Origin of the sequence: Catellatospora sp. NPDC049133 (genome assembly GCF_040648455.1) — a bacterium.
GTDB lineage: Bacteria > Actinomycetota > Actinomycetes > Mycobacteriales > Micromonosporaceae > Catellatospora > Catellatospora aurea.
Window position 1 is genome coordinate 63,287 of sequence record NZ_JBEZDT010000022.1, and the last position, 25,103, is coordinate 88,389.

Here is a 25,103-nt window from a genome sequence, read left to right on the forward strand (position 1 = left end):
GCTACCGCGAGTGGTAGTTCGGCGCTTCCACGGTCATCTGGATGTCGTGCGGGTGGGACTCCTTGAGCCCCGCCGCGGTGATGCGCACCAGCTGACCCTTGGCCCGCAGCTCCGCGATGTCGGCCGCGCCGCAGTAGAACTGCGCCTGGCGCAGGCCGCCGACGAGCTGGTGGGCCACCGTGGCCAGGGTGCCGCGGTAGGGCACCTGGCCCTCGACGCCCTCGGGGATGAGCTTGTCGGCCTGGGTGACGTCGGCCTGGAAGTAGCGGTCCTTGGAGTAGGACTGCGCGGCCGGGCCGCGGGCCAGCATCGCGCCGAGCGAACCCATGCCGCGGTACGCCTTGAACTGCTTGCCGTTCATGAAGACCAGGTCGCCGGGGCTCTCCTCGCAACCGGCCAGCGCCTGCCCGAGCATGACGGTCTCCGCCCCGGCCACGATCGCCTTGGCGATGTCGCCGGAGTACTGGATGCCGCCGTCGCCGATCACCGGCACGCCCGCGGGCGCGCAGGCCCGGGCCGCCTCCATGATCGCCGTGATCTGCGGCACGCCGACACCCGCCACGATCCGGGTGGTGCAGATGGCGCCCGGCCCGACCCCCACCTTGACCGCGTCCGCGCCCGCCTCGACCAGCGCCTTCGCCCCGGCGTAGGTGGCCACGTTGCCGCCGACGATGTCGACGTCGGACTCCTTCTTGAGCCGCGCGACCAGCTCCAGCACGGCCCGGTTGTGGCCGTGCGCGGTGTCCACCATGACCACGTCGACGCCCGCGTCGATCAGCGCGCGGGCCCGCTTGTAGCCGTCGTCGCCGACACCCACCGCGGCGGCGACCCGCAGCCGGCCCGCGGCGTCCTTGGTGGCCAGCGGGAACTGCTCGGTCTTGACGAAGTCCTTGACGGTGATGAGCCCGCGCAGCCGGCCGCTCTCGTCGACCAGCGGCAGCTTCTCCACCTTGTTGGTGCGCAGCAGCGCCAGCGCCTGCTCCTTGGACGCCCCCACCGGCGCGGTGACCAGCGGCATCGGGGTCATCACCTCGCGCACCTTCACCGACATGTCGGTCACGAAGCGCATGTCGCGGTTGGTGACGATGCCGACCAGCGTGCCGTCGGCGTCGGTGACCGGCAGCCCGGAGATGCGGTAGCGAGCGCACGTGGCGTCCACGTCGCGCAGCGTGTCGTCGGGCGAGCAGGTCACCGGGTTGGTGATCATGCCGGACTCGGACCGCTTCACCAGGTCGACCTGGGCCGCCTGGTCCTCCACCGAGAGGTTGCGGTGCAGCACGCCGATGCCGCCCTGGCGGGCCATCGCGATCGCCATCCGGGCCTCGGTGACGGTGTCCATGGCGCTGGAGACCAGCGGGATCTGCAGGGTGACGTTCCTGGTCAACCGGGTCTGGGTGGTCACCTGGCTGGGGATCAGGTCCGACTCGCCGGGCACCAGCAGGACGTCGTCGAAAGTGAGGCCGAGTGGAATCTCGCGGGCGGCATCCATCTTTTTGTCCCCCTGGGTCCGGAGCGCGGCATGTGGGTGTGATGAGGCTCCAATGAATCGTACCCAGCGCCCGACCAGGCCCGAATTCGCCCGGGCGTGGGGTGGCCCACCTCATGGAGATCTGTCGCTGACGCGCGGGGGACTCATGCCTGCGCTGCCGCGCTCAGGGGTCTAACGTGAAGGGGTGCAGCACGACGAGCCCATTGACCCCTTCCACGGGGACCCGACCGACCCCACCGCGGGCCTGGACGACCCCGAGGGCGACGCGTACGGCGAGCTCTCGACCTCGGAGCGCGCCGACCTGCTCGCCGACCTCGCCGAGCTCGAGGTCTACCAGGTGCTGCTCTCCCCCAAGGGCATCCGCGGCCTGGTGGTCGACTGCGAGGACTGCCGGGAGCCGCACTACTTCGACTGGGACCTGCTCCGGGGCAACCTGCGCCACCTGCTCGACTCCGGCCGCCCGCGCGTGCACGAGCCCGCCTACGACCCCGACCCGGACCACTACGTGACCTGGGAATACGCCCGCGGCTACGCCGACGCCGTCGACGACATGGTCGAGGAGTAACCAGCCCCGGCCGACCGCCTGCCGCGAGGACCACTCGCCCGCCCGAGTCCGGCGACGCCGTCTGGACCGCCAGGGCCAAGATCGCCGGACTTGCCTGGCAGGTGGGCGAAATCGCGCTCAAGATACGCACAGGTGCCAGGCAAGTCGGGCGATCTTGGCGGTGCGCCCGGCGCGGGGAGGGGGTCCGCGCCGGGCGTCGCTCAGGTCAGAAGACCAGGCCGGCCCGGAAGCCGGCGGCGACCGCGTGAGCCCGGTCGCGTGCGCCGAGCTTGCGGAACAGCCGCCGGGCGTGGGTCTTGACGGTGTCCTCGGAGACGAACAGGTCGCGGCCGATCTCGGCGTTGCTCTGGCCGTCGGCCATCCCACGCAGCACCTGCAGCTCGCGCTCGGTCAGCGTGACCGAACGCGCCGGGCGCACCACGCCGCCGGGCGGCGCCTCCCCCGGCAGGTCGCCACGCTGGGCGGGCACCACCGCGGACGGCCCCGCGCCGGGGCTGCGGTTGGCGTACGGCACCGACATGCCCGGTCCCGCCGGGGGCATGGGCCGGCCGGGCCCGGCGGGTGCCCGGGACGCGCCTGCCATCACGCCGCTCACCGCGGGCCGCACGGCGTCGGCGGTCCGCGCGGCGGGCCTGCTGACCAGCAGCAGCGCCTTGGCGGCGGTGCTCACCGGATCAGGGTCGGTCCCGCCGATGAGCCCTCTGGCCCCGGCCCGGATGGCGGCCTGCGCGGCGGCGGGCTCCTCCGGGCCGAACAGCACCAGCTGGGCGTGTGGCACCGCGGTCATCACCTTTCGGGTGAATCCCACGGTATCGGGCCGAGTAAGCGCGGTATCGGCCAGCACGATCCCGGCCGGGAACGCGGCAAGCTGCGCGATCGCATCGGCGGCACTGGTCACGGTACGCACTCCAGCGGCCACGCCCAGCCGCTCGGCACACGAGGCGATGGTCGCGGCCGCCGCGGCGGTGCGGACGCATACGAGAACGGTCTGCACGGTGATCCCCCTCTCTCCTGCGAAGAAGACCACGAGACACCCAGATCATTACGCACTTTCCGGGGATTCCGTCGAAATCTCGGTCCAGCACTACCTGATCATCCACTGGATGGCGACAAGTGGACGTACGCGGAGTAACGTGCTGACGTTGCCTAAATCTCTTCGCTTGAACTCAAGCCTCCCATCCCCTAGGAGGTCAGATGGCTCACTTCCGCAGACTTCCCGGTCCGATAGCCGACGTTTGGGACTGGCAGCATCACGGCGCGTGCAAAGGCCGTGACAGCTTGCAGTTCTTCCACCCCGATGGTGAAAGAGGCTCATCTCGGGGGCGCCGTGAAAGCGCGGCGAAACAGGTATGCGAACGCTGCCCGGTGCGATCCGAATGCGCCGCGCATGCGTTGACCACCCGCGAGCCGTACGGCGTATGGGGCGGGTTCACCGAGAACGAAAGGCACCAGTTGTTGCAACTGGGCTGGCGCGAATGCGCCGACCGGCGCGGCGAGCGCGTCGACGTTCAACGGCTCGAAGCCCGGCTCTCCGAGGACGTCAGCGCACCTGCACGCTGATCGTGTGCCAGCCGGTCGCCCCGTCCGGGGCGGGATCGGCGCGGGCCTCCGTCTGGACCTGACCACTGGTGTCCGCCGCGCGTACGGCGAGCGTGTGCTCGCCCGGCGTGGCGTCCCAGCGGAACGTCCACTGCCGCCACGTGTCCGGTGACACGGTGCCGGCCAGGTCGGCGGGCTGCCACGGGCCGTCGTCGACGCGTACCTCCACCGCGGTGACCCCGCGGTGCTGGGCCCACGCGACGCCGGCGACGACGACCGTGCCCGCGGTGACCGTGCCGCCCTCGCGCGGGGTGTCGATCCGGGACTCGGTCTTGATCGGCCCCTGCGCGGACCAGCCCCGGCGCACCCAGTACGCGTCGAAGTCGGCGAACGAGCTCAGCTCCAGCTCGGTCACCCACTTGGTGGCGCTGACGTAGCCGTACAGGCCGGGCACGACCATGCGCACCGGGAAGCCGTGCTCGACCGGCAGCGGCTCGCCGTTCATCGCGACGGCGAGCATCGCGTCGCGCCCGTCGCGCAGCACCGCGGTCGGCGTGCCGCAGTTCCAGCCGTCCACCGACCGGCTGACCACTTGGTCCGCGCCGTCCAGCGGACCCGCCTCGTCGAGCAGGTCCTTCAGCGGCACGCCGAGCCAGCGGGCGTTGCCGATGAGGTCCCCGCCGACCTCGTTGGAGACGCAGGCCAGCGTCACGTACCGCTCGATCATGGGCCGGGCCAGCAACTGCTCGAAGTTCAGCGTGATCGGCCGGGCCACCCGGCCGTGGATGCGCAACTGCCAGGTCGCCGGATCGACCTGCGGCACGACCAGCGCCGTGTCGATGCGGTAGAAGTCGCCGTTCGGGGTCACGTACTCGGACAGGCCCTCCACCGGCGGGTCCACCGTGCCGGGCAGGGCGGGCGCGGGGCTGGCCGGCTGCGGCAGGGTGAGCGCCGCCCGAGCCTGCTGCACGTCCTTGCGGGCGGCTAGCGAGCGCCCGACGAAGCCGGCCACCGCCGCCGCCCCGATCCCGGCAACGCTCAGCCGCAGGAAGCGCCGCCGTCCCGCCGCACGGGAGGCCGCGGTCGCCGGGCTGTCCGGCAGGTCCTCCGTGCGGGCGGCCACGTCCAGCAGCGCGCCCAGCACACCCACCGCGGCGGCCGCGCCGACGGCGGCGGGCAGGAACACGACGACCCCCGCGTTCGGGCGGGTCAGCGCCGCCGCGACCCCGATCAGGCCGAACAGCCCGATCCCGGCCACTCCCCAGCGGAAGTCCCGCCGCGCCGCCAGGCCCACCAGCGCGGCGAACGCCAGCAGCAGCAGCGACGTGCCGACGAGCAGGGCGATCTTGTCGTACACCCCGAAAACGCTGATCGCCGCGGCCTTGACCGGCTCGGGCACCAGGTCGATCACCGCGCCGCCGACCGCGATCAGCGGCGCGCTGCGCGGCCCCGTCCACACCGCGACCAGCTCGCCCAGCCCCACCGCCACCGCGGCCGAGACCACGCCCGCAACCATCGCCCGTCCACGACTCACCACGCCCGCCAGTCTCCCCCCGCACGACCCCCAACCGCACGGCCCAACGGCTTACCGTTTCCTTACCGCCGCCTTTGCCCCCACACCGACGCCTCGCGCGCCTGCAGTTCAAGGAAACTGGGGCAATCCAGCGGTCCGAGGCCGCAGTTTCCCTGGAAGCGCATCGGGCTGCGGCCCGAGCGGCAGCAAGAGCGGCGGCAAGAGCGGGTGCGGGATCACTGGAGCGGCTGGATGGGGATGTCGACGGCGATGTTGGGCGGCGCGTCGAAGCTGCCGTGGATGACGCTGAAGGACAGGCGCACCGAGTCGACGTCCGGGCCGAGCACGCCGTCGAAGACGATGACGCCGGTAGCCTCGCCGCCCGCGGGCACGGTCTCCGGCCAGGTGCTCGCGCCCGGGTCCGGCAGCAGCGTCTCGCCCGCGGCGGTGAGCTGGGCCCGGCCGAACGTCGGCAGCGTGAGCGCGTCGCCGCCCGTGTTCTCGCCCCGAATCTTGACCTTGGTGGCCTGGCTGGTGACCTCGACGCTCAGCACGGTGATGGTGAGCGGGCCGCCGGTCTCGGACACCTCCGACGCGAGCCGTTCCTGGCCCGTCTCGTTGCGCTTGTTGATCCACGGCGGGGTGGCGAACTCGCTCAGCTTCTGCACCCCGGCCTGCACCGCCGTGGTGGCCAGGTAACCGCCACCCGCGCACAGCCCGAGCAGCAGGATCGCGGTGAGCACCAGCCCGACCCCGCCCCGCCGCGGCGGCGCACCGGTCGGCCGGGCGCTGCCGTGGCCGCCCGGGTAGGCAGTGCTGCCACCGGGAACGCCCTGACCGGCGGGATAGGCCGCGCCGAGGCCGCCCGGCGGGTATCCACCCGACTGGCCAGGGGGCACCGCGTAGCCGCTCGGCGGCGAAACCGCGCCCGGCCCCGCGCCGGCCGGTTCGGCGGCCGCGTTGCGGGAGTTACCGCTCTTGGCCAGGTCGATCAGGCCGAGCAGCAGGGCGACGACCAGGCCGACGCCGCCGGAGACGGCCAGCGCTTTGGCCTTGCTCACCTCGGCCGCGGTCAGGTAGTCGGTCAGGCCGGTGCCCAGCGTCGCGACCAGGTAGGCCAGGCCCACCAGGCCGAAGTACCGCACCAAGCCGCGACCGGTCATGCGAGGACACTATCGACCATGGTGCATGCCACAAAGGACGGAAAGGCGACAGCGGGTCCCGGCCGAAGCCGGGACCCGCTGTCGAGGTCAGCCGCTCAGGCTCAGAAACCCGGGCCGTGCTGGTGGCCGTGGCCGTGCGAGTGGCCGTGGCCGCCGTTGCCGGCGGGCTCGGCCTTGGCCGGCTTCTCGACCACCAGGGACTCGGTGGTGAGCAGCAGGCCCGCGATCGACGCGGCGTTGATGGCCGCGTTGCGGGTCACCTTCACCGGGTCGACGATGCCGGACTTGACCAGGTCGACGAACTCGCCCTTGGCCGCGTCGAGGCCGGTGCCCCAGTCGCTGCCCTGGACCTTCTGCACGATGACGTAGCCGTCGTGGCCGGCGTTCTGGGCGATCCAGCGCAGCGGCTCGACCAGCGCCTTGCGCACGATCGAGACACCGACCTTCTCCTCGCCGGTGAAGCCGAGGTCGTCGTCGAGCACGCTCACGATCTGCGCGAGAGCCGCGCCGCCGCCGGGCACGATGCCCTCCTCGACCGCCGCGCGGGTGGCCGCGATGGCGTCCTCGATGCGGTGCTTGCGCTCCTTCATCTCGACCTCGGTCGCGGCGCCGACCTTGATGACGGCGATGCCGCCGGACAGCTTGGCCAGGCGCTCGCCCAGCTTCTCCTTGTCCCAGTCGGAGTCCGAGGCCTCGATCTCCTTGCGGATCTGCGAGACCCGCGCGTCGACCTCGGCCTGCACGCCGGCACCGTCCACGATCGTGGTGGTGTCCTTGGTGATGACCGCGCGGCGGGCCTGGCCGAGCTGCTCCAGGGTGACGCCGTCGAGCTTGTAGCCCAGCTCGGGGGCGATCAGCTCTCCGCCGGTGAGCACGGAGAGGTCCTGCAGCATCGCCTTGCGGCGGTCGCCGAAGCCGGGGGCCTTCACCGCGGCGACCTTGACGGTCTTGCGGATCGAGTTCACCACGAGGGTGCTCAGGGCCTGGCCGTCGACGTCCTCGGCCACGATCAGCAGCGGCTTGCTGGTCTGCAGGACCTTCTCCAGCAGCGGCAGCAGCTCCTCGATCGAGGAGATCTTGCTGGTGGTGATGAGGATGTACGGGTCGTCCAGCACGGCCTCGCCCGACTCGGGGTCGGTGACGAAGTGCGGCGAGATGAAGCCCTTGTCGAACTGCATGCCCTCGGTGATGTCGAGTTCGGTGGTCATCGTCGAGCCCTCTTCGACGGTGATGACACCGTCGCGGCCGACCTTGTCCATCGCCTCGGCGATCAGCTCACCGATGGTCGAGTCCTGCGCCGAGATCGTCGCGACCTGCGCGATGTCGGACTTGTCGGCCACCGGGGCGGCCTTGGCCAGCAGCGCGTCGCTGACCTTGGTGACGGCCGCGTCGATGCCGCGCTTGAGACCGGCCGGGTTGGTGCCCGCGGTCACGTTGCGCAGGCCCTCGCGGACCATCGCCTGGGCCAGCACGGTGGCGGTGGTGGTGCCGTCGCCCGCGACGTCGTTCGTCTTGGTCGCCACCTCCTTGACCAGCTGCGCGCCCAGGTTCTCGTACGGGCTCGACAGCTCGATCTCCTTGGCGATGGTCACGCCGTCGTTGGTGATCGTGGGCGCGCCGAACTTCTTGTCGAGCACCACGTTGCGGCCCTTCGGGCCGAGCGTGACCTTGACGGCGTCGGCGAGCGCGTTGACACCGTGCTCCAGCAGGTGCCGCGCGTCGTCGGAGAAGCTAAGGATCTTAGGCATCAATCGTCTCCCTTAAACGTCACGATGCCCCGGCTCACCCTCGCGGGCAGGCCGGGGCATCGCACGGATCACTTCTCGACGACCGCGAGGACGTCGCGGGCGGAGAGCAGCAGGTACTCCTCGCCGGCGTACTTGACCTCGGTGCCGCCGTACTTCGAGTAGATGACCTTGTCACCCACCTTGACGTCGACCGGGATGCGGTTGCCCTTGTCGTCGACGCGGCCGGGACCGACAGCCAGGACGGTGCCCTCCTGCGGCTTCTCCTTGGCGGTGTCGGGGATCACGAGGCCCGACGCGGTGGTGGTCTCAGCCTCGTTCGCCTGGACCAGGATCCGGTCCTCGAGCGGCTTGATCGCAACCTTCGTCGCGGTAGTCACGAGCATACCCTCCTGGGGTATAGCCCCGGGTTCTCGCGGCACGAGACCCCGGGTGTTGTCTTCTGGTCAAGTCTTCGCCCGAGCGCTGCCGTCGTCGCGGGTGTCGGCCTCGCCGGGCGGGTCATGCGTTAGCACTCTGCAGGGCAGGGTGCTAACTCCGAACATTATGCCGCGTCTAGCACTCAGTCAAGGAGAGTGCCAGCCGCCACTCGGTGAATTATCCGATTCACCAGGTGTCCAGCGCTCACCGGGGCGTGTCGCCGGGCCACTGTGACGTTTCCTGCCGCCACGGGCAGCGGGCACGGCAAGGCCGTCGGCCGTGACGCAGCCGGCCACGGTCGCGCTGCGAGAATGGCGACGTGGATCTCGATCAGTTGGCGCTGCTGCGTACCCCCGAAGGTGTCGCGGCGCTGGACCTCGCGGGCGAGCTGGCCGGGACCGACGAGCTGGCCGCCGCGTCGGCGTTGCGGGCCCGCGGCGTGCCGCCGGGCCTGGCCGCCGCCGCCCTCACCCAGGTCGCGCTGCGCGGCCGGGCCGCGGCCAAGTTCGGCGCGGACGCCGGGCGTGTCTTCCTCACCCGCGCGGGCCTGGAGCAGGCCACCCGCGAGCTCGTCGCGGTACGCCGCGCGGCCCGCCTGCGCGCCGCCGGTGTCACGGCGCTCGCCGACCTGGGCTGCGGCCTCGGTGCCGACCTGCGCGCCGTCGCCGCCACCGGCATCCGGGCGTACGGCGTCGACGCCGACCCGCTGACCGCCGCCTGCGCCGCCCTCAACGCCCCCGACGCGACCGTGACCTGCGGCGACGCCCAGGACTTCGACCTGAGCCTGGTCGACGCCGTGTTCTGCGACCCGGCCCGCCGCAGCGGCGGCCGCCGCGTGTTCCGCCCCGAGGACTACTCCCCGCCCTGGAACTGGGTGGTCTCCCTGCCGCAGCGGATCCCGCACACGGTGCTCAAACTCGCCCCCGGCATCGACCAGGCGCTCCTGCCCGCGGGCTGCGAGCTGGAACTGGTCTCCGTCGACGGCGACGTGGTCGAGGCCGCCGCCTGGTGCGGCCCGCTCGCGACCACGCCGCGCCGCGCGACCGTCTTCCGCGACGGCGTCCCGCACGAGCTCACCGGCACCGGCGAGCAGGCGGCCCCGGTCGCCCCGCCCGGCCGCTACGTCACCGACCCCGACGGCGCCGTCGTCCGCGCCCACCTCGTCGCCGAGTTCGCCGCCGCCCACGACGGCTGGCTCGCCGACCCCAACATCGCCTACATCTGGTCCGACACCCCCGTCGCCTCACCCTTCGGCCGCTGTTTCACCGTCGACGAGGTCCTCCCCTTCTCCCTCAAACGCCTGCGCGCCACCCTCCGCGACCGCGGCGTCGGCCGCCTCGAAATCCTCAAACGCGGCAGCGCCCTCGACGTCGAACAACTCCGCCGCGACCTCCGCCTCTCCGGCCCCAACCCCGCCTCCCTCCTCCTCACCCGCACCGCCACCACCCCCCTCGCCATCCTCGCGACCCCCGTCGAGCGTTGATCATGAACTTATGGCAAGGGTCGGCGGCGTTTCGTGTCCACAAGTCCCTGATCGATTCCGTCGCCCGCAGCAGGCCGGTAGCATCGCGGCGTGGCCAGCCAGGGGACTCCCGCGACAGCACTGCTGACGAAGCAGAAGGTGAAGCACACGCTGCACACGTACGAGGTGTCGCCCGACTCACCGAACTACGGCGCGCTGGTCGCCGACGCCATCGGGGCCGACCCGGCGCGCGTGTTCAAGACACTGGTCACCGAGGTTGACGGCGCGCTCACCGTGGCCGTGGTGCCGGTGACCGGCGAGATCGACCTCAAGGCGCTCGCGGCCGCGGCCGGCGGCAAGAAGGCCGCGATGGCCGACCGAGACCTCGCCGAGAAGACCACCGGATACGTACGCGGCGGCATCAGCCCCCTCGGCCAGCGCAAGCGCCTGCCCACGGTGATCGACCAGTCAGCGCTGGACGACGACCTGATCTACGTCTCCGCCGGCAAGCGCGGTTTGCAACTCCGGCTCGCCCCAGCCGACCTGGTCCGCCTGACCTCCGCGACGCTGGCCCCCATCGCCCGCGCCTGACCCGCCCCGAACCAGCGCCCCAGCTTGCCGGCCTCGATGGTGAACTCGATGTCGCACAGGACGGCCTACACACGGACGGCTCGCAGCCGGACCGATGCTTGCCGCTTCCATTCATGATCCGTTTTTGTGGACGCTGGACGCCCCTATAGGGACAGCCAGCGTCCACAAAAACGGATCTTCGCCGGTAGTCCCGCCTATATGTCCGTTTGTCGTAGACAACGCGCGGCCTGGGACGATGCCGGCCGCCTGACGACGCGCGATCCAGCGGCCGGACCCACCGCTCGGACCCACCGCTCAAAAACTCTCCGCGCAAGCACCCACACCCGCCACCCCGCCACCCAGCCGCTGCCGCTGCCGCTGCCGCTGCCGCTGCCAAGATCATGTTGATCTTGCGCGAACCGTTGTCCAATTGCCGGGATTGAGTGTGTCGTACCCACTGTTCGCGCAAGATCGGCGCGGTGGGAAAGGGCAGCGAGCGGGCGGGTTACGGGGACGTTGCTGAATTGTTATTGCCAACAACAAACCTTGGGCTTGCGCGTTTGCATTTGTTGCGCATACGTTGTCGCACACAACAAAACCCCGTGTGACCGGCCTCACGCACTGATGAACGCTGTTGGACTCGCCTGGTCCCGGAACCCGGCGGGGCCGCCCGCACCACCTGAATACACACCCCTGAATCCGAGAGGATTTGAGCAACGATGCGCAAAGGGATCCTGGCTGTAGCCATGACCGGCCTGATGGCCGTCTCCGGCTTGGCCGCCTGTGCGGAAGACGCCCAGCCCGCCGACTCGAAGACGCCCTTCGTCGGCGTCATCCTGCCGGACAGCAAGTCCTCGGCCCGCTGGGAGACCGCGGACCGCAAGTACCTGGAGGAGGCCTTCAAGGCCGCCAACGTCAAGTACGACATCCAGAACGCCCAGGGTGACAAGACCCAGTTCCAGAGCATCGCGGACCAGATGATCACCAAGGGCGTCACCGTCCTGGTCATCGTCAACCTCGACTCCGGCACCGGCAAGGCCGTGCTGGACAAGGCCGCGGCGCAGGGCATCCCGACCATCGACTACGACCGGCTCACGCTGGGCGGCAACGCGAAGTACTACGTGTCCTTCGACAACGTCGCGGTCGGTCGCCTGCAGGGTGAGGGCCTGGTCAAGTGCCTCACTGAGAAGGGCACCAAGAACCCGGCCATCGCGCAGCTGAACGGCTCGCCGACCGACAACAACGCGACCCTCTTCAAGGAGGGCGGCGTGTCGGTGCTGAAGCCGAAGTACGACGCCAAGGAGTACACCCTCGTCGACGACCAGGCCGTGCCGGACTGGGACAACGCGCAGGGCGGCGTTCTCTTCGAGCAGATGCTGACCAAGGCCAACGGCAAGATCGACGGCGTGCTCGCCGCGAACGACGGCCTGGGCAACGCGGCGATCTCGATCCTGAAGAAGAACAAGCTCAACGGCAAGGTCCCGGTCACCGGCCAGGACGCGACCGTGCAGGGCCTGCAGAACATCCTCCTCGGCGACCAGTGCATGACCGTGTACAAGGCCGTCAAGAAGGAGGCCACCGCGACCGCCGAGCTGGCGATCGCCCTGGCCCAGGGTCAGACCAAGTCTGTCTCGCAGACCACCAAGGACTCCGAGACCGGCAAGGACGTGCCCTCGGTCCTGCTGGAGCCGCAGGCGATCTACTTCGCGAACGTGAAGGACGTCGTCACCGACGGCTACGTCACCAAGGCAGAGCTGTGCACCGCCGACTTCGCGGCCAAGTGCACCGAGGCCGGCATCAGCTGACCTGATTGATCGACCGGAATGTGGTCCCTGGGGGTCGCAAGGCACCCAGGGACCACGTCTGTGGAACAGGCAGTAACCCCTCGAACGGAGCGCCCTGATGGGAACCCCTCTACTCGAACTGCGTGGAATCAACAAGAGCTTCGGCCCGGTGCAGGTGCTGCGGGACGTCGCCTTCCAGGTCCACCCAGGCGAGGTAACCGCACTCGTCGGCGACAACGGCGCCGGCAAGTCAACGCTGGTCAAGTGCATCGGCGGGATCTACCCCATCGACTCAGGCGAATACCTGATGGAGGGTAAGCAGGTCCACGTCCACAACCCGCGCGACGCCGCGAGCCACGGCGTCGAGATCGTGTACCAGGATCTCGCCCTCTGCGACAACCTGGACATCGTTCAGAACATGTTCCTGGGCCGCGAGAAGAAGAGCGGCATGATCCTCGACGAGCCGACGATGGAGCAGCTCGCCCAGCAGACCCTGGCCGGCCTGTCGGTGCGTACCGTCAAGTCGGTCCGCCAGCAGGTGTCCAGCCTCTCCGGCGGCCAGCGGCAGACCGTGGCGATCGCCAAGGCCGTGCTCTGGAACAGCAAGCTGGTCATCCTCGACGAGCCCACCGCCGCCCTCGGCGTGGCGCAGACCCAGCAGGTGCTGGAACTGGTCCGCCGCCTGGCTGACAACGGTCTGGCCGTTGTGCTGATCTCCCACAACATGAACGACGTGTTCGCTGTCTCCGACCGGATCGCCGCGCTGTACCTGGGACGGATGGCGGCCCAGGTCAAGACGTCGGAAGTCACCCACTCGCAGGTGGTCGAGCTGATCACCTCCGGCCGCAGCGGCCAGCTGGGCCTCGTCGAGGAAGGAGCCGCAGCGTGAGCGCGACCACCACGAATTCGTACGAGGCGGCCAAGGTCGCCACCCCGGCCAAGGACGACGGCGGCCTCTGGGGTTACCTGCGCAGCTACGGGCAGCGGGTCCGCAGCGGCGACATGGGCGCGCTGCCGGCGGTGCTCGGCATCATCGTGCTGACGGTCGTCTTCTCGGCCGCCCGGCCGTCCTTCCTCACCCCGCTGAACTTCGCCAACCTGCTGACGCAGGCCGGGCCCATCGTCGTGCTCGGCATGGGCCTGGTCTTCGTGCTGCTGCTCGGCGAGATCGACCTCAGCGCCGGTTTCGCGTCGGGCGTCTGCGCCGCGGTGCTCGCGATCATGCTGACCACGAACGGCTACCCCTGGTACGTCGGCGTGGCCGCGGCGGTCGTCACCGGTGTCGTGATCGGCCTGCTGCTGGGCTTCCTGGTGGCGAAGGTCGGCATCCCCTCCTTCGTGGTCACCCTCGCGGGCTTCCTGGCCTTCCAGGGCACCGTGCTGTGGCTGCTCAAGGAGGGCACCAACATCTCGGTCCGCGACGAGATCATCATCTCGCTGGAGAACGAGTACATGCCGCCGATGGTCGGTTGGGCGCTGGGCGCGCTGACCGTGCTCGGTTTCGCCGCCACGCAGCTGATCCAGCAGCGCAACCGCCGCCGCCGCGGGCTGCCCGCGATGCTGTGGCAGGTCGTCGCCTTCCGGGTGATCGGCCTGGCGGTGCTGGTGGGCGTCGCGGTCGCCGTGCTGAACGAGGAGCGCAGCCGCAACCCGCTGTTCTCGCTCAAGGGCGTGCCGATCGTGGTGCCCGTGATCGGCGTGCTCCTGCTGCTGTGGACGTTCGTGCTGCGCCGGACCGCCTTCGGCCGCCACATCTACGCCGTCGGCGGCAACCGCGAGGCGGCCCGCCGCGCCGGTATCGCCGTGGACCGCATCCGCATCTCCGCGTTCGTCATCTGCTCCGCGATGGCGGCCGTCAGCGGCATCCTGGCAGCCAGTATGGCGCGCTCCGTGGACCCGAACACCGGCGGCTCGAACGTGCTGCTGTACGGCGTCGCGGCGGCGGTCATCGGCGGCACCAGCCTCTTCGGCGGCAAGGGCCGCGTCCTGGACGCGGTGCTCGGCGGCCTGGTGATCACGATGATCATCAACGGCATGGGCCTGGTCGGCTGGAGTTCGGCGTACAAGTACGTCGCCACCGGCATCGTGCTCCTGCTGGCGGCGAGCGTGGACGCCTTCTCACGTCGGCGCGCGGCCGCGAGCAGCTGACCGACGTACGCCTGTAAACGGGAGAATCATGCGAGCGGGACCGAGCCAGGAGGAGATCCGGCGGCAGAACCTCGGCGCGTTGCTGCGGTTCGTGCACGTGCGCGGCTCTATCTCCCGTGCCGAGCTCACCTCCGAACTCGGTCTCAACCGCTCCACCATCGGCGCCCTCACCGCTGACCTGGCCGCTGTCGGCCTGGTCAGCGAGGAGGCGCCGCGCGAGACCGGCCGGGCCGGCCGGCCGTCACTGGTGGTCCGCCCGTCCTCTGACCTGGTCTACGCCTACGCCGCGAGCGTGGAGGTGGACCGGATCCGGGTGGCGCGGGTCGGGCTGGGCGGCGTCATCCTGGACCAGCGGGAGGCGCCGCGCCCGCGCGGCGAGGCCATCGAGGCGGTACGCCCGGTGGCCGACTTCGTCGCGCAGATGGCCGAGCAGGTAAAGCCGCAGGCCCGGTGCATCGGGGCCGGCATCGCCGTGTGCGGGCTGGTCCGCCGCGAGGACGGCCTGGTCCGGCTCGGGCCGCACCTGGGCTGGCTGGACGAGCCACTCGGGCACGCGCTGCAGGACCGGCTGCCCGACCTGCTGCCGCAGGTCGCCGTCGGCAACGTGGCGGACCTGTGCGCGCTGGCCGAGCACACCCGCGGGGTCGCCGTGGGCTGCGACAACATCATCTACATGTACGGCGACGTCGGCGTCGGCGCGGGCATCATCGCCGGCGGGCGCCGGGTCACCGGGCACGGCGGCTATGGCGGCGAGGTCGGCCACATGGTCGTCAACCCGCACGGCCGCGCCTGCGGCTGCGGCTCCCGCGGCTGCTGGGAGACCGAGATCGGCGAGCACGCGCTGCTGCACGCCGCCGGCCGCAACACCGCCCAGGGCGCCGAGGCGGTGCTGGCCGTGGTCGAGGCCGCCGCGCGCGGCGACGCCACCGCCCAGGTCGCGGTGCGCCAGGTCGGCGACTGGCTCGGGTTCGGGGTGGCGAACCTGGTCAACATCTTCAACCCGGAGCTGGTCATCTTCGGCGGCACGCTGCGCGACGTGTACCTGGCCGCGGCGGCGCAGGTGCGCAGCCGCCTGAACAGCATCGGCCTGCCCGCCACCCGCGAGCACGTCCGGCTGCGCACGCCCAAGCTCGGCGGCGACGCGGCCCTGCTGGGCGCTGCGGAACTCGCCTTCGAGCAGCTGCTCGCCGACCCGCTGGGCTGAATGCCGACACATACCCGCCGGTGTCATACCGGCGGGTAGCCGAAACCATCCAGCACAATGGATGGTCGTGCCGGCCCCTTTCCCGCCCCGTCGCCTGCCCGGCCTCGCCGACGCCCCGCACGCGATCCCGTACCAGGGCAGCAAGCGGCAGCTCGCGCACGCGATCGTGCCCCTGCTGCCGCCGGACACCGCGCGCCTGCTGGAGCCGTTCGCCGGGTCGGCCGCCGTCGCCATCGCCGCCCGGCACCTGCGCATCGGCCAGACCGCCGAGATCAGCGACGTGAACGAGCCGCTGATGCGGCTGTGGCAGCGGGTGCTGGCCGAGCCGGTGGCCCTCGCCGACGACTACGAGCGGCTGTGGCACGAGCAGCTCGCCGACCCGAAGGCGTACTACGACGCGGTGCGCACCCGCTTCAACGAGACCCACGAGCCGCACTGCCTGCTCTACCTGCTCGCCCGCTGCGTCAAGGCGGCGGTGCGCTACAACCGCGAGGGCGGCTTCAACCAGGGCCCGGACCGGCGGCGGCTGGGCGCGCGGCCCGCCGCGATGCGCGCCCGGCTGGCCGCGACCGCCCGCGTGCTGACCGGCTGCCGGGCGTACGCCGCCGACTACGCCGCCGTGCTGGACGGGGCCGAACCCGCCGACGTGGTGTACCTCGACCCGCCGTACCAGGGCGTGAGCCAGGCCCGGGACCACCGGTACATGGCCGGGCTGCCGCGCGAGGCGTTCGTGGCCCGGCTGCGCGCGGCGGTCGGGCGGGGCACCTCGTTCTTGCTGTCGTACGACGGCCTGTCCCGCGACCCCGCCTCCGGCGAGCGCAGCTACGGCGAACCGCTACCCGCCGACCTGGGCCTGCTGCACCTGCACCTCGACGCGGGCACGTCGTCGCAGGGCACGCTCAACGGCCGCCCGGCTCGCACGATCGAGTCCCTCTACCTCTCCCCCGCCCTGGTCACCCGCCTCGGCGGCCCCGAAGCCGTGCACGCCGCGCTGGGCGGCGCGGGTCAGGACTGCCAGGATCGCCAGAGAGCGGCGTAGGAGCCGTCGGCGGCCACCAGTTCGTCGTGCGAGCCCAGCTCCGCGATCCGCCCGTCCTCGACCACCGCCACGCGGTCCGCGTCGTGCGCCGAGAACAGCCGGTGCGCGATCGCGATCACGGTCCGCCCGTCCAGCACCGCCGCCAGCGACCGCTCCAGATGCCGGGCCGCCCGCGGGTCGATCAGCGATGTCGCCTCGTCCAGCACCAGCGTGTGCGGGTCGGCCAGCACCAGCCGGGCCAGCGCGAGCTGCTGCGCCTGCGCGGGCGACACCTCGTGCCGCCCACCGCCGACCTCGGTGGAAAGGCCCTCGGGCAGCTCGTCCACCCAGTCCAGCGCGTCCACGGCGGCCAGCGCCTCGCGCAGCCGCTCCTCGGACGCGTCCGGCCGGGCCAGCGCCAGGTTGTCGCGCAGCGTGCCCACGAAGACGTGGTGCTCCTGGGTGACCAGCGCGACGTGCCCGCGCAGCTCCTCCAGCGGCAGTTCGACCAGCGGCGCGCCGCCGACCGCGACAGTGCCGGTGCGCGGGCCGTCGATGCCCGCGAGCAGCCGGCCCAGGGTCGACTTGCCCGCGCCGGACGGTCCGACCATGGCCAGCCGCTCGCCGGGGGCGATGGACAGGTCCACGCCGTGCAGCACGTCGCGGCCCTCGATGTACGCGTAGCGCACGTCCGTCGCGGTCAGCCGCTCCGAGTCGGGACGCGCGCCGGTGACCTCGCGGTCGTCGCCGATCTCGGCCACGCCCAGCAGCCGGGCCAGCGACGTCGCGCCGACCTGCAGCTCGTCGGCCCAGCCGAGCAGGCGGTCGATCGGCTCGATCAGCTGCTGTACGTAGAACACGGCGGTGACGACGACCGCCAGCGGCACCCAGCCCTGGATGTAGAACCAGCCGCCGAGGAACAGGGTGGCCGCCACCGGCAGCGTGAAGCCCAGGTCGACGAACGGCCAGAAGAAGGTGCGCAGCCGCAGCGTGCCCCGCTCGGCCCGGTACTGCTCGCGCAGGTCGTGGTCGGTGCGGCCGATGCGGCGCGCGCCGGTGCGCAGCGCCTCGGTGGTGCGCGCGCCGTCGAAGGTCTCCGTGAGCCCGTCGATGACCTCGGAGGAGGCGGCGTTCTCGCGCAGGTAGGCCTTGGGCGCGCGGCGCAGGTACCAGCGGGCGCTGCCGATGATGATGGGCGCGCCGACCAGGCAGGGCAGCGCCATCAGCGGGGAGAGCCAGACCAGTGCGGCGGCCGTCAGGATGAGCGTGACCAGGGCGATCAGCGTCTCGGGTACGCCGCGGCGCATGCTGTGCGACAACTGCGCGACATCCCGGCTGGTACGGGTGACCAGGTCGCCGGTGCCCGCCCGCTCCACGGTCGACAGCGGGATGGCGAGCACCCGGTCGACGAACTCCTCGCGCAGCTCGGCCAGCACCCGCTCGCCCAGCGTCGCCGACGAGAACGCGGCGAACCGCGTCAGCACCGCCTGCGCCAGCACGAACGTCACGAGCCCGAGCGCGATGCCGTCGACCCCGGACACCGTCATGCCGTGCTGGATCCCGCCGATCAGCTTGCCCAGCAGGTACGGCGTGACCAGCCCGGCGAGCGCGGCGAGCCCGTGCAGCAGCACCACCCGCGCGAGCGCGCCCGGGTGCCGTCCGAGCAGCCGGCGGGCATACCGGCGCACCGCGGCCGCATCCGCGACCGGCAGCTGAACCCTGCTCATGCCCTTGTCCCCTTGTCGTACGTGTTCACGCGTCCACGCTCCGGGTCACGACGGCGCGGTAGCGGGGTTCGGCGGCCAGCAGTTCGCGGTGGGTGCCCTCGGCGACGACCTTGCCGTCCTCGACGAAGGCGACATGGTCGGCCTGGTCCAGCAGCAGCGGGCTGGTGCCGGCGAGCAGGGTCGTGCGGCCCTGGCGCGCGGGGCCGATGCGGCGCGCGATGCGGGCCTCGGTGTGCGCGTCGACGGCGCTGGTCGGCTCGACCATGATCAGGATCGGCGGGTCGGCCACCAGCGCGCGGGCCAGCCGCAGCCGCTGCTGCTGCCCGCCGGAGAACTCCCGGCCGCGTTCGGCGACGAACGCGCCTAGCCCGTCCGGCAGCGCGTCGATGACCTCCTCGGCGCTGGCCGTACGCAGTGCGGACATGATCTGCTCGTCGCTCGCCGTCCCGGTGGGGTCGAGTTCCTCGCGCAGCGGGCCGCTGAACAGCCGGGCGTTGTTGTCGGCGACCAGGATGCGGGCGCGCACGTCGTCGCGGGTCACCGCGGACAGCGGCACGCCGCCCAGCGTCACCTCGCCCTCGGCGTACCGGCCGAGCCGGTCGGCGATCTCGATCGCGTCCTCGGGCCGGTCCGCGGCCAGCACGGTGAGCACGCCGGGCCGCAGTGCCAGGCCGGACTTCACGTCCACCAGCGTGCCGTGCTCGGGCAGCGGCAACGGCGACGCGGGCGAGGTGATCTCCGGTTCGAGCCGCAGCACCTGCAGCACCCGGCCCGCCGAGACGTGGCCGCGGGTCATCTTCTCCAGCATCTCCGCGAGCGTGCGCATCGGCATGACCAGGAACGCGGCGTACCCGTAGAAGCTGGCCAACTCGCCGGGCTGGATCTCACCGGCCACCGCGAGCCGTGCCCCGAGCCAGGTGACCAGGGCGAGGAACAGTCCCGGCATCAGCACCTGGATGGACTCCAGCAGCGAGTCGATGCGCGCCGCCCGTACGCCGGCTTCGCGCAGCTGCTGCGACTGGCTCCGGTAGCGCTCGGCGAAGACCTGCTCGCCGCCGATGCCGCGCAGCACGCGCAGGCCGGCGACGATGTCCACGGCCCGGCCGGTGAGCGCGCCCTGCTGGTCGCGGTAGGCCTGCTGGCGGCGGTGCAGCGGCTTGATGAGCAGGCTCACCACCGCCATCTGCACCGGCACGCCGAGCAGCACGACCAGGCCGAGCTTGACCGACGCGGTCAGCAGGACGACGGTGACGGTGATCAGGCTGACGATGGCGGCCGAGCCGCGGGCGGTGATGTCGAGCGCGTTGCCGATGTGGCTGGTGTCGGCCGCGCCGATGGCGACGACCTCGCCGGTGGCCATGCGCTTGGGCAGCGTCGCGCCGAGCCGGTTGGCGTGCCGCACGACCGCCTGCACGGTGCGGAAGTTCGCCGACATCCAGTTGAACACCGCGTTGCGGTGGCGCATGATGCCGCTGCCCGCCTGCACCAGCCCCAGCAGCAGGAACGCCCCGGCCCAGCGGGCCAGGGCGGACGTGTCCTTGGTCGTGATGCCGGCGTCGATCGCCTTGCCGATGACCATGGGGATCAGCGCGCCCACCAGCATCCAGGTGATGCCGAAGAACATGCCGAAGCCGATGGTCCGGGACTGGTGCGAGGCCAGCCACCACAGATACCGGATGGCTGACCTGGTGTCGGGGGTGCCTGGATCGGCCAGAGGTAAGGAACGCATAGCGGCGCTGAACTTACTAGGCCGCCCCGGCGAACGCCACCGGTTTTCCCGGCATTCAGGCAGCCAGCAGGGCGGGTAGGTCACCCAGACGGTGGACGGTCTCCCCGTGCCAACCCGGATCGCTGTCGGCGTGCTCGACGGTGCGCACCACGCGCATGCCCAGCGCCGCCGCCGCGGCCAGCTCTCCCCCGTGCCCGTCGCCGACGTAGACGCACTCCTGCGGCGTGACGCCCAGGTCGCCGCACACCTTGAGGAACAGCACCGGATCGGGCTTGGTCACCCCGAGCAGGCAGGAGAAACCTGCCACGTCGAAGCGCGGCGCCAGCGGCTGCTCCCGCCACAGCGTCACGGTCTCCGTCGAGCAGTTGGTGACCAGCCCCAGCGGATGACCCGCGGCGCGCAGCCCGTCCAGCACCGACAGCACGCCGGGCGAGGGCCACAGCACCTCCCGGGTGAACCGCAGCCTGGCCACCTCCGCGAAGCGCACGGCCGTGTCCGTCGGCTCGCCGCCCAGCCGGTAGGCCAGGGTGCGGATGGTCTCGCTCAGCGTGCCGAACTCGCCGCGCATCCGGGCCAGCATGGTTCCCCGGAACAGCGTGGCGAACCGTTCGGGATCCACGCCCAGCGCTGCGGCCATACGTCGGCTGACCTCGTCGCGCTGGGCCGCTGTCCGATCCGGGATCAGGGTCTCGTAGAGGTCGAACAGGATCGCGCCCCGTCGTCGCGGCCTCCGGATGTCCAGCACGCGCAGAGGTTACCGGAGGGTGGGACGCTCGCGGCACCTCCGCACGGCCGGGATCTCGTCACGGGCGTTCCGTTTCCGTCCACACCGTGTGGTCGGCCAGCTCCCGGGGTGCGAACCCCTGCGGGCCGGTGAACGGACGCAGGTAGCGCCGTTGCAGGCCGGGCACCCCGTCGGCGATCACGAAGCCCGCCTTGCGCTGGGCCGGCGCACCGGCGCGGTGCACGTACGGCAGGGTCATGAAGTCGGCGGCCAGCTCGGCCGGGGTGACCGTGGCCCGCACGTAGCCGCGCTGGCCGTTGTACAGGTGCAGGTGCTTGTTGTGGGCCAGGAACGGGTGCGTCGCCGGATCCGAGTCGAAGCCGTCGCCGCCCGTGGTCAGCGAGGTGCAGATCAGCTCCGAGCCGACGGCCGGCGCGTCCGGGTCGGCGAAGTCGAGTTTGACGTCGGCCGCCCAGTGCGCGTGCACGTCCCCGGTGAGCACCACCGCGTTGCGCACCTTCGCGTCGAGCCAGCCCCGCACCACCCGCTGCCGGGAGGCCGCGTATCCGTCCCAGGCGTCCTGGCTGGTGCTCAGCACCGGACCGGGGTCGCGGTCGCGCTGCGAGAAGAAGACCTGCTGGGCCAGGACGTCCCAGGTCGCGCCACTGCGCCGGAAGCCGTCGAGCAGCCACTTCTCCTGCGGCGCGCCGAGGATGGAGCGGGCCGGGTCCGTCGCGGCCGGGCAGTCCCGGTAGCCGTCGCCGCAGCCCTGGTCGTCGCGGTACTGCCGGGTGTCGAGCAGGTGGAAGGTGGCCAGCTTGCCCCAGCGCACGCGGCGGTGCAGCGGCAGCGCCGTGCCGCGCGGCTGGCGGGCGTACCGCAGCGGCATGTTCTCCCAGTACGCCCGCATGGCCGCGGTGCGCCGCCGCTCGAAGCGCGGGTTGGGCCGCTCCGGCACCGGCCCCGCCCAGTTGTTGTCGACCTCGTGGTCGTCGAAGACCACCAGCCACGGCGCGACCGCGTGCGCCATCTGCAGATCCGGGTCCAGCTTGTACTGCGCGAAGCGCTGCCGGTAGTTGGCCAGCGTCTGCGTCTCGGGCCCGGCATGGTCGCGCACGTTGCCGCTCGGGGCGTTGTAGACGTGCGCCGCGTACTCGTAGACGTAGTCGCCCAGATGCACGATCAGCTCCGGCTCGGACTCCGCGATCCGGCGGTAGCCGGTGAAGAAGCCGTGCTCGTACTGCGCACAGGACAGGAAGGCCAGGTTCAGGGCCGCCGGCAGGGTGGGCCTTGCCGGGGCGGTGCGGGTGCGGCCCACCGGGGAGACCCAGCGGTCGACGCCGAAGCGGTAGAAGTATTCCCGGCCGGGTTCCAGGCCCGTCGGCTCGGCGTGCACGCTGTGCGCCCAGGACGGCTCCGCCCAGCTCATGCCGGACGCGACCGGTCGGGTGAAGCGCTCGTCGGGCGACACCTGCCACCAGACCTCGTACGCCCGGTCGGCCATGCCCCCGCGGCCGTCCTCGGCCATCGGCGTCACCGCGAGCCTGGTCCAGAGCACGAAGCCGTCCCGGGTCGGGTCCCCCGAGGCCACACCCAGCGTGAACGGATCACTCGCCGGGCCTGTCGCGCTCGCCGGCCGCCCGAACAGCCCGGCCACGACCACGGCACCGCCGCCGAGCAGCATGCCCCGACGCGAGACCATACGCACCCCTAAATGCCGGGGGTGGCCCTCATCGTCGCCGCGGGCGCCGGGCACACCGCGACGCCACGCCGATGGCGCGGGGTCAGCGGTCGACGGGGGCGAAGTCCCAGACGTGCGGCGAGCGGGCGGCCAGGCCCTCCGGCGGGTCGGCCAGCGGGCGGGGCTCGCCGCGCCAGCGCGAGATCACCACGACGCGCAGGTCGGTCGAGGAGAACACCTCGCTCGCGATGTGCAGCGGCTCGACCTCCAGCCGCGGCACCGCCTCCTCGCACACCCAGTCCAGCAGCTCGGTGAAGGTGCGCGGATAGGCGCGCACCTCCCACATACGCACGATCACGTCGTCGCCCTCAGCACCGGGCAAAGCTACACCCCGACGAGCGTGAGCGGCATCGCGGAGTCGGCCGCGAAGTCCAGCTTGGACGGTGCGGTTCCGGCGGCGACCAGATGCGACCCCAGCGCGGCCACCATGGCCCCGTTGTCGGTGCACAGCTTGGGCCGCGGCACCCGCACGGTGATGCCGTACGACGCCGCCCGCTCGGCCGCCATCGCCTTGAGTCGCGAGTTCGCCGCGACGCCGCCGCCGATGACCAGCGTCTCGATGCCCTGGCTGCGGCAGGCGTCGATGGCCTTGCGGGTCAGCACGTCGCAGACCGCGTCCTGGAAGCTCGCCGCGACGTCGTTGACCGGCACCGGCTCGCCGGAGCGCTGACGGGCCTCGACCCAGCGCGCCACAGCCGTCTTCAGCCCGGAGAAGGAGAAGTCGAACCGGTGCTCGACCAGGTCTTTCGGCCCGGTCAGGCCGCGTGGGAAGGCGATCGACAGCGGGTCACCGTCGCGGGCGGCCTTGTCGATCGGCGGGCCGCCCGGGAACGGCATGCCCAGCAGCCGGGCCACCTTGTCGAAGGCCTCCCCTGCGGCGTCGTCGATGGTCGCGCCGAGCGGGGTCACCCCGCGGGCCAGGTCGTCGACCCGCAGCAGCGACGAGTGCCCGCCGGAGACCAGCAGCGCGATCGCGGGCTCGGGCAGCGGCCCGTGCTCCAGGGTGTCCACGGCGACGTGCGCCGCCAGGTGGTTCACGCCGTAGATCGGCTTCTCGGTGGCCAGCGCCAGGCCTTTAGCCCCGGCCACGCCTACCAGCAGCGCCCCGGCCAGGCCGGGTCCGGCGGTGACGGCGATCGCGTCGATGTCGGCCAGGGTCACCCCGGCCTCGTCCAGCGCCCGGTGCAGCGTCGGCACCAGCGCCTGCAGGTGCGCCCGGCTGGCCACCTCCGGCACCACCCCACCGAAGCGGGCGTGCTCGTCCACGCTGGACGCCAGCGCGTCGGCCAGCAGGGTGTGCCCCCGCACGATGCCGACGCCGGTCTCGTCACAGCTGCTCTCGATCCCCAAAACCAGAGGTTCGCTCGCGCTCACGCCTTCTCCTCCCGGCGCATCACCAGTGCGTCGGCGTTACTGGGTTGGTAGTAGCCCTTGCGGATGCCGATGACCTCGAAGCCGTAGGCGGCGTACAGCCGCTGCGCGGGCGCATTGTCGGCGGCGACCTCCAGCAGCACCTGCTTCACCTGGTGCCGCCGGCCCTCGGCGAGCAGCGCCTCCAGCAGTGCCCGGCCGATGCCGTGCCGCTGCGCGTCCCGGCGTACCGCGATGTTGTTGACCCAGCCCTCGCCCTGGCCGACGGCCAGCCCGGCGTAGCCGAGCACGGTGCCGTCGTCCTCGGTCGCGATCAGGTAGTGGTGACCGTTGGCCAGCTCGTTCCAGAACATCGCCGCGGTCCACGCCTCAGCGCCGAACAGATCGGCCTCGACCGGCAGCAGATCCTCGATCTGCCACCAGCGCAGCCGCTCGATCTTCATCGCTCGCTCGCGGACAGGGCCGGTTTGCGGGCGGACGGCTCCACCGCGTCGGGGCGGCGCAGGTACAGCGGGGTCAGCGGCTCGCTCGGGGCGCCGTCGCGCACCCGCTGCGCGGCCAGCTCGACCAGCGCCGACGGGTCCGGGTAGAGCTGCTCGCCGGCGGGCAGGCCGAGCACGTCGGCGTACTTCACCGCGCCCTCGCCGACCGCGGCGGTCACCGCGAACTCCGCGAGGCGCGGCGCGACGTCGGCGGGCTTGTCGACGGCCGGGCCGGTCAGCGGCTTGCCGTCGGCGTACACCGCCCAGTAGACCTCGCGCCGCCGCGCGTCCGTCGCCACCAGGGCCCGGCCCGCGGCGCGCAGACCCAGCGCGTCCAGCGTGCAGACGCCGTACGCCGGGATGTTCAGCGCCATGGTCAGCGACGCCGCGGTGACCAGGCCGACCCGCAGCCCGGTGAACGGGCCCGGCCCGACCCCGGCGACCACCGCGGCCAGGTCGCGGGGTTTGACCCCGGCCTCGGCCAGCAGCGCGTCGATCTGCGGGGCGAGCAGCTCGCCGTGCGCGCGGCCGTCCACCGTCGCCCGCTGCGCCAGCACGGCCTGTCCCGACGGCTTCACCTCGGCCAGCGCGGCCGTCACCGCAGGCGTGGCCGTATCCAACACCAGCACCAACACGCCCTCCACCCTACTGTGCCCCCCGCCCCACCCTGATGATCATGAACCTATGGCACGGTTCAGCGGCGTGTCGC

The 25,103-nt window shown here is 71.9% G+C and carries 23 protein-coding genes; 9 read left to right on the forward strand and 14 right to left on the reverse strand.

Translation table 11 applies throughout. From position 1 onward, the window contains the following. Position 1: 1 nt before the first annotated feature. Positions 2 to 1,489 carry an IMP dehydrogenase gene (gene guaB, locus AB0B35_RS24340; protein ID WP_361049211.1) on the reverse strand — a complete coding sequence of 496 codons (1,488 nt, stop codon included), beginning with the start codon at positions 1,487 to 1,489 and terminating at the stop codon, positions 2 to 4. Between the two features lie 184 nt (positions 1,490 to 1,673). On the opposite strand from guaB, the gene AB0B35_RS24345 reads away from it, so the two are divergent. Continuing rightward, entirely contained in the window at positions 1,674 to 2,054 is a 381-nt protein-coding gene (locus AB0B35_RS24345; RefSeq protein WP_166383380.1) for a DUF5319 domain-containing protein, read from the forward strand. 205 nt (positions 2,055 to 2,259) lie between these two features. Here AB0B35_RS24345 and AB0B35_RS24350 read toward each other — a convergent pair whose 3' ends face one another. Beyond that, positions 2,260 to 3,048, reverse strand: a complete 789-nt coding sequence (locus tag AB0B35_RS24350; RefSeq protein WP_361049213.1) for a helix-turn-helix transcriptional regulator — start codon at positions 3,046 to 3,048, stop codon at positions 2,260 to 2,262. 200 nt (positions 3,049 to 3,248) lie between these two features. Here AB0B35_RS24350 and AB0B35_RS24355 point away from each other — a divergent pair, with 200 nt between their 5' ends. Beyond that, positions 3,249 to 3,614 carry a WhiB family transcriptional regulator gene (locus AB0B35_RS24355; RefSeq protein ID WP_360539544.1) on the forward strand — a complete coding sequence of 122 codons (366 nt, stop codon included), beginning with the start codon at positions 3,249 to 3,251 and terminating at the stop codon, positions 3,612 to 3,614. Here the strand turns inward: AB0B35_RS24355 and AB0B35_RS24360 are convergent. From AB0B35_RS24360 to groES, 4 genes are all read right to left on the reverse strand, one after another. Continuing rightward, positions 3,595 to 5,109: a molybdopterin-dependent oxidoreductase gene (locus AB0B35_RS24360; RefSeq protein WP_361049335.1), complete on the reverse strand. Its 1,515-nt coding sequence runs from the start codon at positions 5,107 to 5,109 to the stop codon at positions 3,595 to 3,597. The two genes, AB0B35_RS24355 and AB0B35_RS24360, sit on opposite strands and share 20 nt — an antisense overlap. Positions 5,110 to 5,342: 233 nt before the next feature. Continuing rightward, positions 5,343 to 6,269, reverse strand: coding sequence for a hypothetical protein (locus AB0B35_RS24365; protein WP_361049215.1), 927 nt, complete (start codon positions 6,267 to 6,269; stop codon positions 5,343 to 5,345). A gap of 101 nt (positions 6,270 to 6,370) precedes the next feature. Further along, complete coding sequence (groL, locus tag AB0B35_RS24370) at positions 6,371 to 8,017, reverse strand: chaperonin GroEL (protein ID WP_360539539.1); 1,647 nt, start codon at positions 8,015 to 8,017, stop codon at positions 6,371 to 6,373. A gap of 68 nt (positions 8,018 to 8,085) precedes the next feature. Then, entirely contained in the window at positions 8,086 to 8,400 is a 315-nt protein-coding gene (gene groES, locus AB0B35_RS24375) for a co-chaperone GroES (protein ID WP_203692166.1), read from the reverse strand. Between the two features lie 353 nt (positions 8,401 to 8,753). On the opposite strand from groES, the gene AB0B35_RS24380 reads away from it, so the two are divergent. The 7 genes from AB0B35_RS24380 (at position 8,754) to AB0B35_RS24410 (ending at position 16,641) form a co-directional block, all read left to right on the forward strand. Continuing rightward, the gene (locus AB0B35_RS24380) at positions 8,754 to 9,917 is read left to right on the forward strand and encodes a class I SAM-dependent methyltransferase (RefSeq protein ID WP_361049218.1); all 1,164 of its coding nucleotides are present in this window, start codon (positions 8,754 to 8,756) and stop codon (positions 9,915 to 9,917) included. A gap of 90 nt (positions 9,918 to 10,007) precedes the next feature. Further along, positions 10,008 to 10,487, forward strand: a complete 480-nt coding sequence (gene ybaK, locus AB0B35_RS24385; RefSeq protein ID WP_361049220.1) for a Cys-tRNA(Pro) deacylase — start codon at positions 10,008 to 10,010, stop codon at positions 10,485 to 10,487. Between the two features lie 698 nt (positions 10,488 to 11,185). Further along, positions 11,186 to 12,271 carry a sugar ABC transporter substrate-binding protein gene (locus tag AB0B35_RS24390; RefSeq protein ID WP_361049222.1) on the forward strand — a complete coding sequence of 362 codons (1,086 nt, stop codon included), beginning with the start codon at positions 11,186 to 11,188 and terminating at the stop codon, positions 12,269 to 12,271. A 94-nt stretch (positions 12,272 to 12,365) separates the two neighbouring features. Continuing rightward, the gene (locus AB0B35_RS24395; RefSeq protein ID WP_360539573.1) at positions 12,366 to 13,139 is read left to right on the forward strand and encodes an ATP-binding cassette domain-containing protein; all 774 of its coding nucleotides are present in this window, start codon (positions 12,366 to 12,368) and stop codon (positions 13,137 to 13,139) included. Between the two features lie 113 nt (positions 13,140 to 13,252). Next, positions 13,253 to 14,398 carry an ABC transporter permease gene (locus AB0B35_RS24400; protein ID WP_360539571.1) on the forward strand — a complete coding sequence of 382 codons (1,146 nt, stop codon included), beginning with the start codon at positions 13,253 to 13,255 and terminating at the stop codon, positions 14,396 to 14,398. Positions 14,399 to 14,426: 28 nt separating this feature from the next. Next, on the forward strand, positions 14,427 to 15,602 hold the full coding sequence (locus AB0B35_RS24405; protein WP_361049224.1) for an ROK family transcriptional regulator: 1,176 nt from the start codon (positions 14,427 to 14,429) through the stop codon (positions 15,600 to 15,602). A gap of 67 nt (positions 15,603 to 15,669) precedes the next feature. Further along, the gene (locus AB0B35_RS24410; protein ID WP_361049226.1) at positions 15,670 to 16,641 is read left to right on the forward strand and encodes a DNA adenine methylase; all 972 of its coding nucleotides are present in this window, start codon (positions 15,670 to 15,672) and stop codon (positions 16,639 to 16,641) included. Here AB0B35_RS24410 and AB0B35_RS24415 read toward each other — a convergent pair. The 8 genes from AB0B35_RS24415 to tsaB all read right to left on the reverse strand — a co-directional run bounded on the left by AB0B35_RS24415 (position 16,608) and on the right by tsaB (position 25,029). Beyond that, positions 16,608 to 18,347 (reverse strand): ABC transporter ATP-binding protein, encoded by a 1,740-nt coding sequence (locus tag AB0B35_RS24415; protein WP_361049228.1) that lies wholly within the window; start codon positions 18,345 to 18,347, stop codon positions 16,608 to 16,610. The two genes, AB0B35_RS24410 and AB0B35_RS24415, sit on opposite strands and share 34 nt — an antisense overlap. Before the next feature lie 25 nt (positions 18,348 to 18,372). Next, on the reverse strand, positions 18,373 to 20,076 hold the full coding sequence (locus AB0B35_RS24420; protein WP_361049230.1) for an ABC transporter ATP-binding protein: 1,704 nt from the start codon (positions 20,074 to 20,076) through the stop codon (positions 18,373 to 18,375). A gap of 55 nt (positions 20,077 to 20,131) precedes the next feature. After that, complete coding sequence (locus AB0B35_RS24425) at positions 20,132 to 20,821, reverse strand: HAD-IA family hydrolase (RefSeq protein ID WP_361049232.1); 690 nt, start codon at positions 20,819 to 20,821, stop codon at positions 20,132 to 20,134. Between the two features lie 58 nt (positions 20,822 to 20,879). After that, complete coding sequence (locus AB0B35_RS24430) at positions 20,880 to 22,502, reverse strand: alkaline phosphatase D family protein (protein ID WP_361049234.1); 1,623 nt, start codon at positions 22,500 to 22,502, stop codon at positions 20,880 to 20,882. 82 nt (positions 22,503 to 22,584) lie between these two features. Then, positions 22,585 to 22,839 (reverse strand): hypothetical protein, encoded by a 255-nt coding sequence (locus AB0B35_RS24435; RefSeq protein ID WP_360539522.1) that lies wholly within the window; start codon positions 22,837 to 22,839, stop codon positions 22,585 to 22,587. A gap of 26 nt (positions 22,840 to 22,865) precedes the next feature. After that, positions 22,866 to 23,915 carry a tRNA (adenosine(37)-N6)-threonylcarbamoyltransferase complex transferase subunit TsaD gene (tsaD, locus tag AB0B35_RS24440; protein WP_361049236.1) on the reverse strand — a complete coding sequence of 350 codons (1,050 nt, stop codon included), beginning with the start codon at positions 23,913 to 23,915 and terminating at the stop codon, positions 22,866 to 22,868. Continuing rightward, positions 23,912 to 24,355, reverse strand: coding sequence for a ribosomal protein S18-alanine N-acetyltransferase (gene rimI / locus AB0B35_RS24445; protein ID WP_361049238.1), 444 nt, complete (start codon positions 24,353 to 24,355; stop codon positions 23,912 to 23,914). Before rimI ends, tsaD begins: the two co-directional genes overlap by 4 nt. Continuing rightward, positions 24,352 to 25,029, reverse strand: a complete 678-nt coding sequence (tsaB, locus tag AB0B35_RS24450) for a tRNA (adenosine(37)-N6)-threonylcarbamoyltransferase complex dimerization subunit type 1 TsaB (protein ID WP_361049241.1) — start codon at positions 25,027 to 25,029, stop codon at positions 24,352 to 24,354. Before tsaB ends, rimI begins: the two co-directional genes overlap by 4 nt. Positions 25,030 to 25,103: the final 74 nt, after the last annotated feature.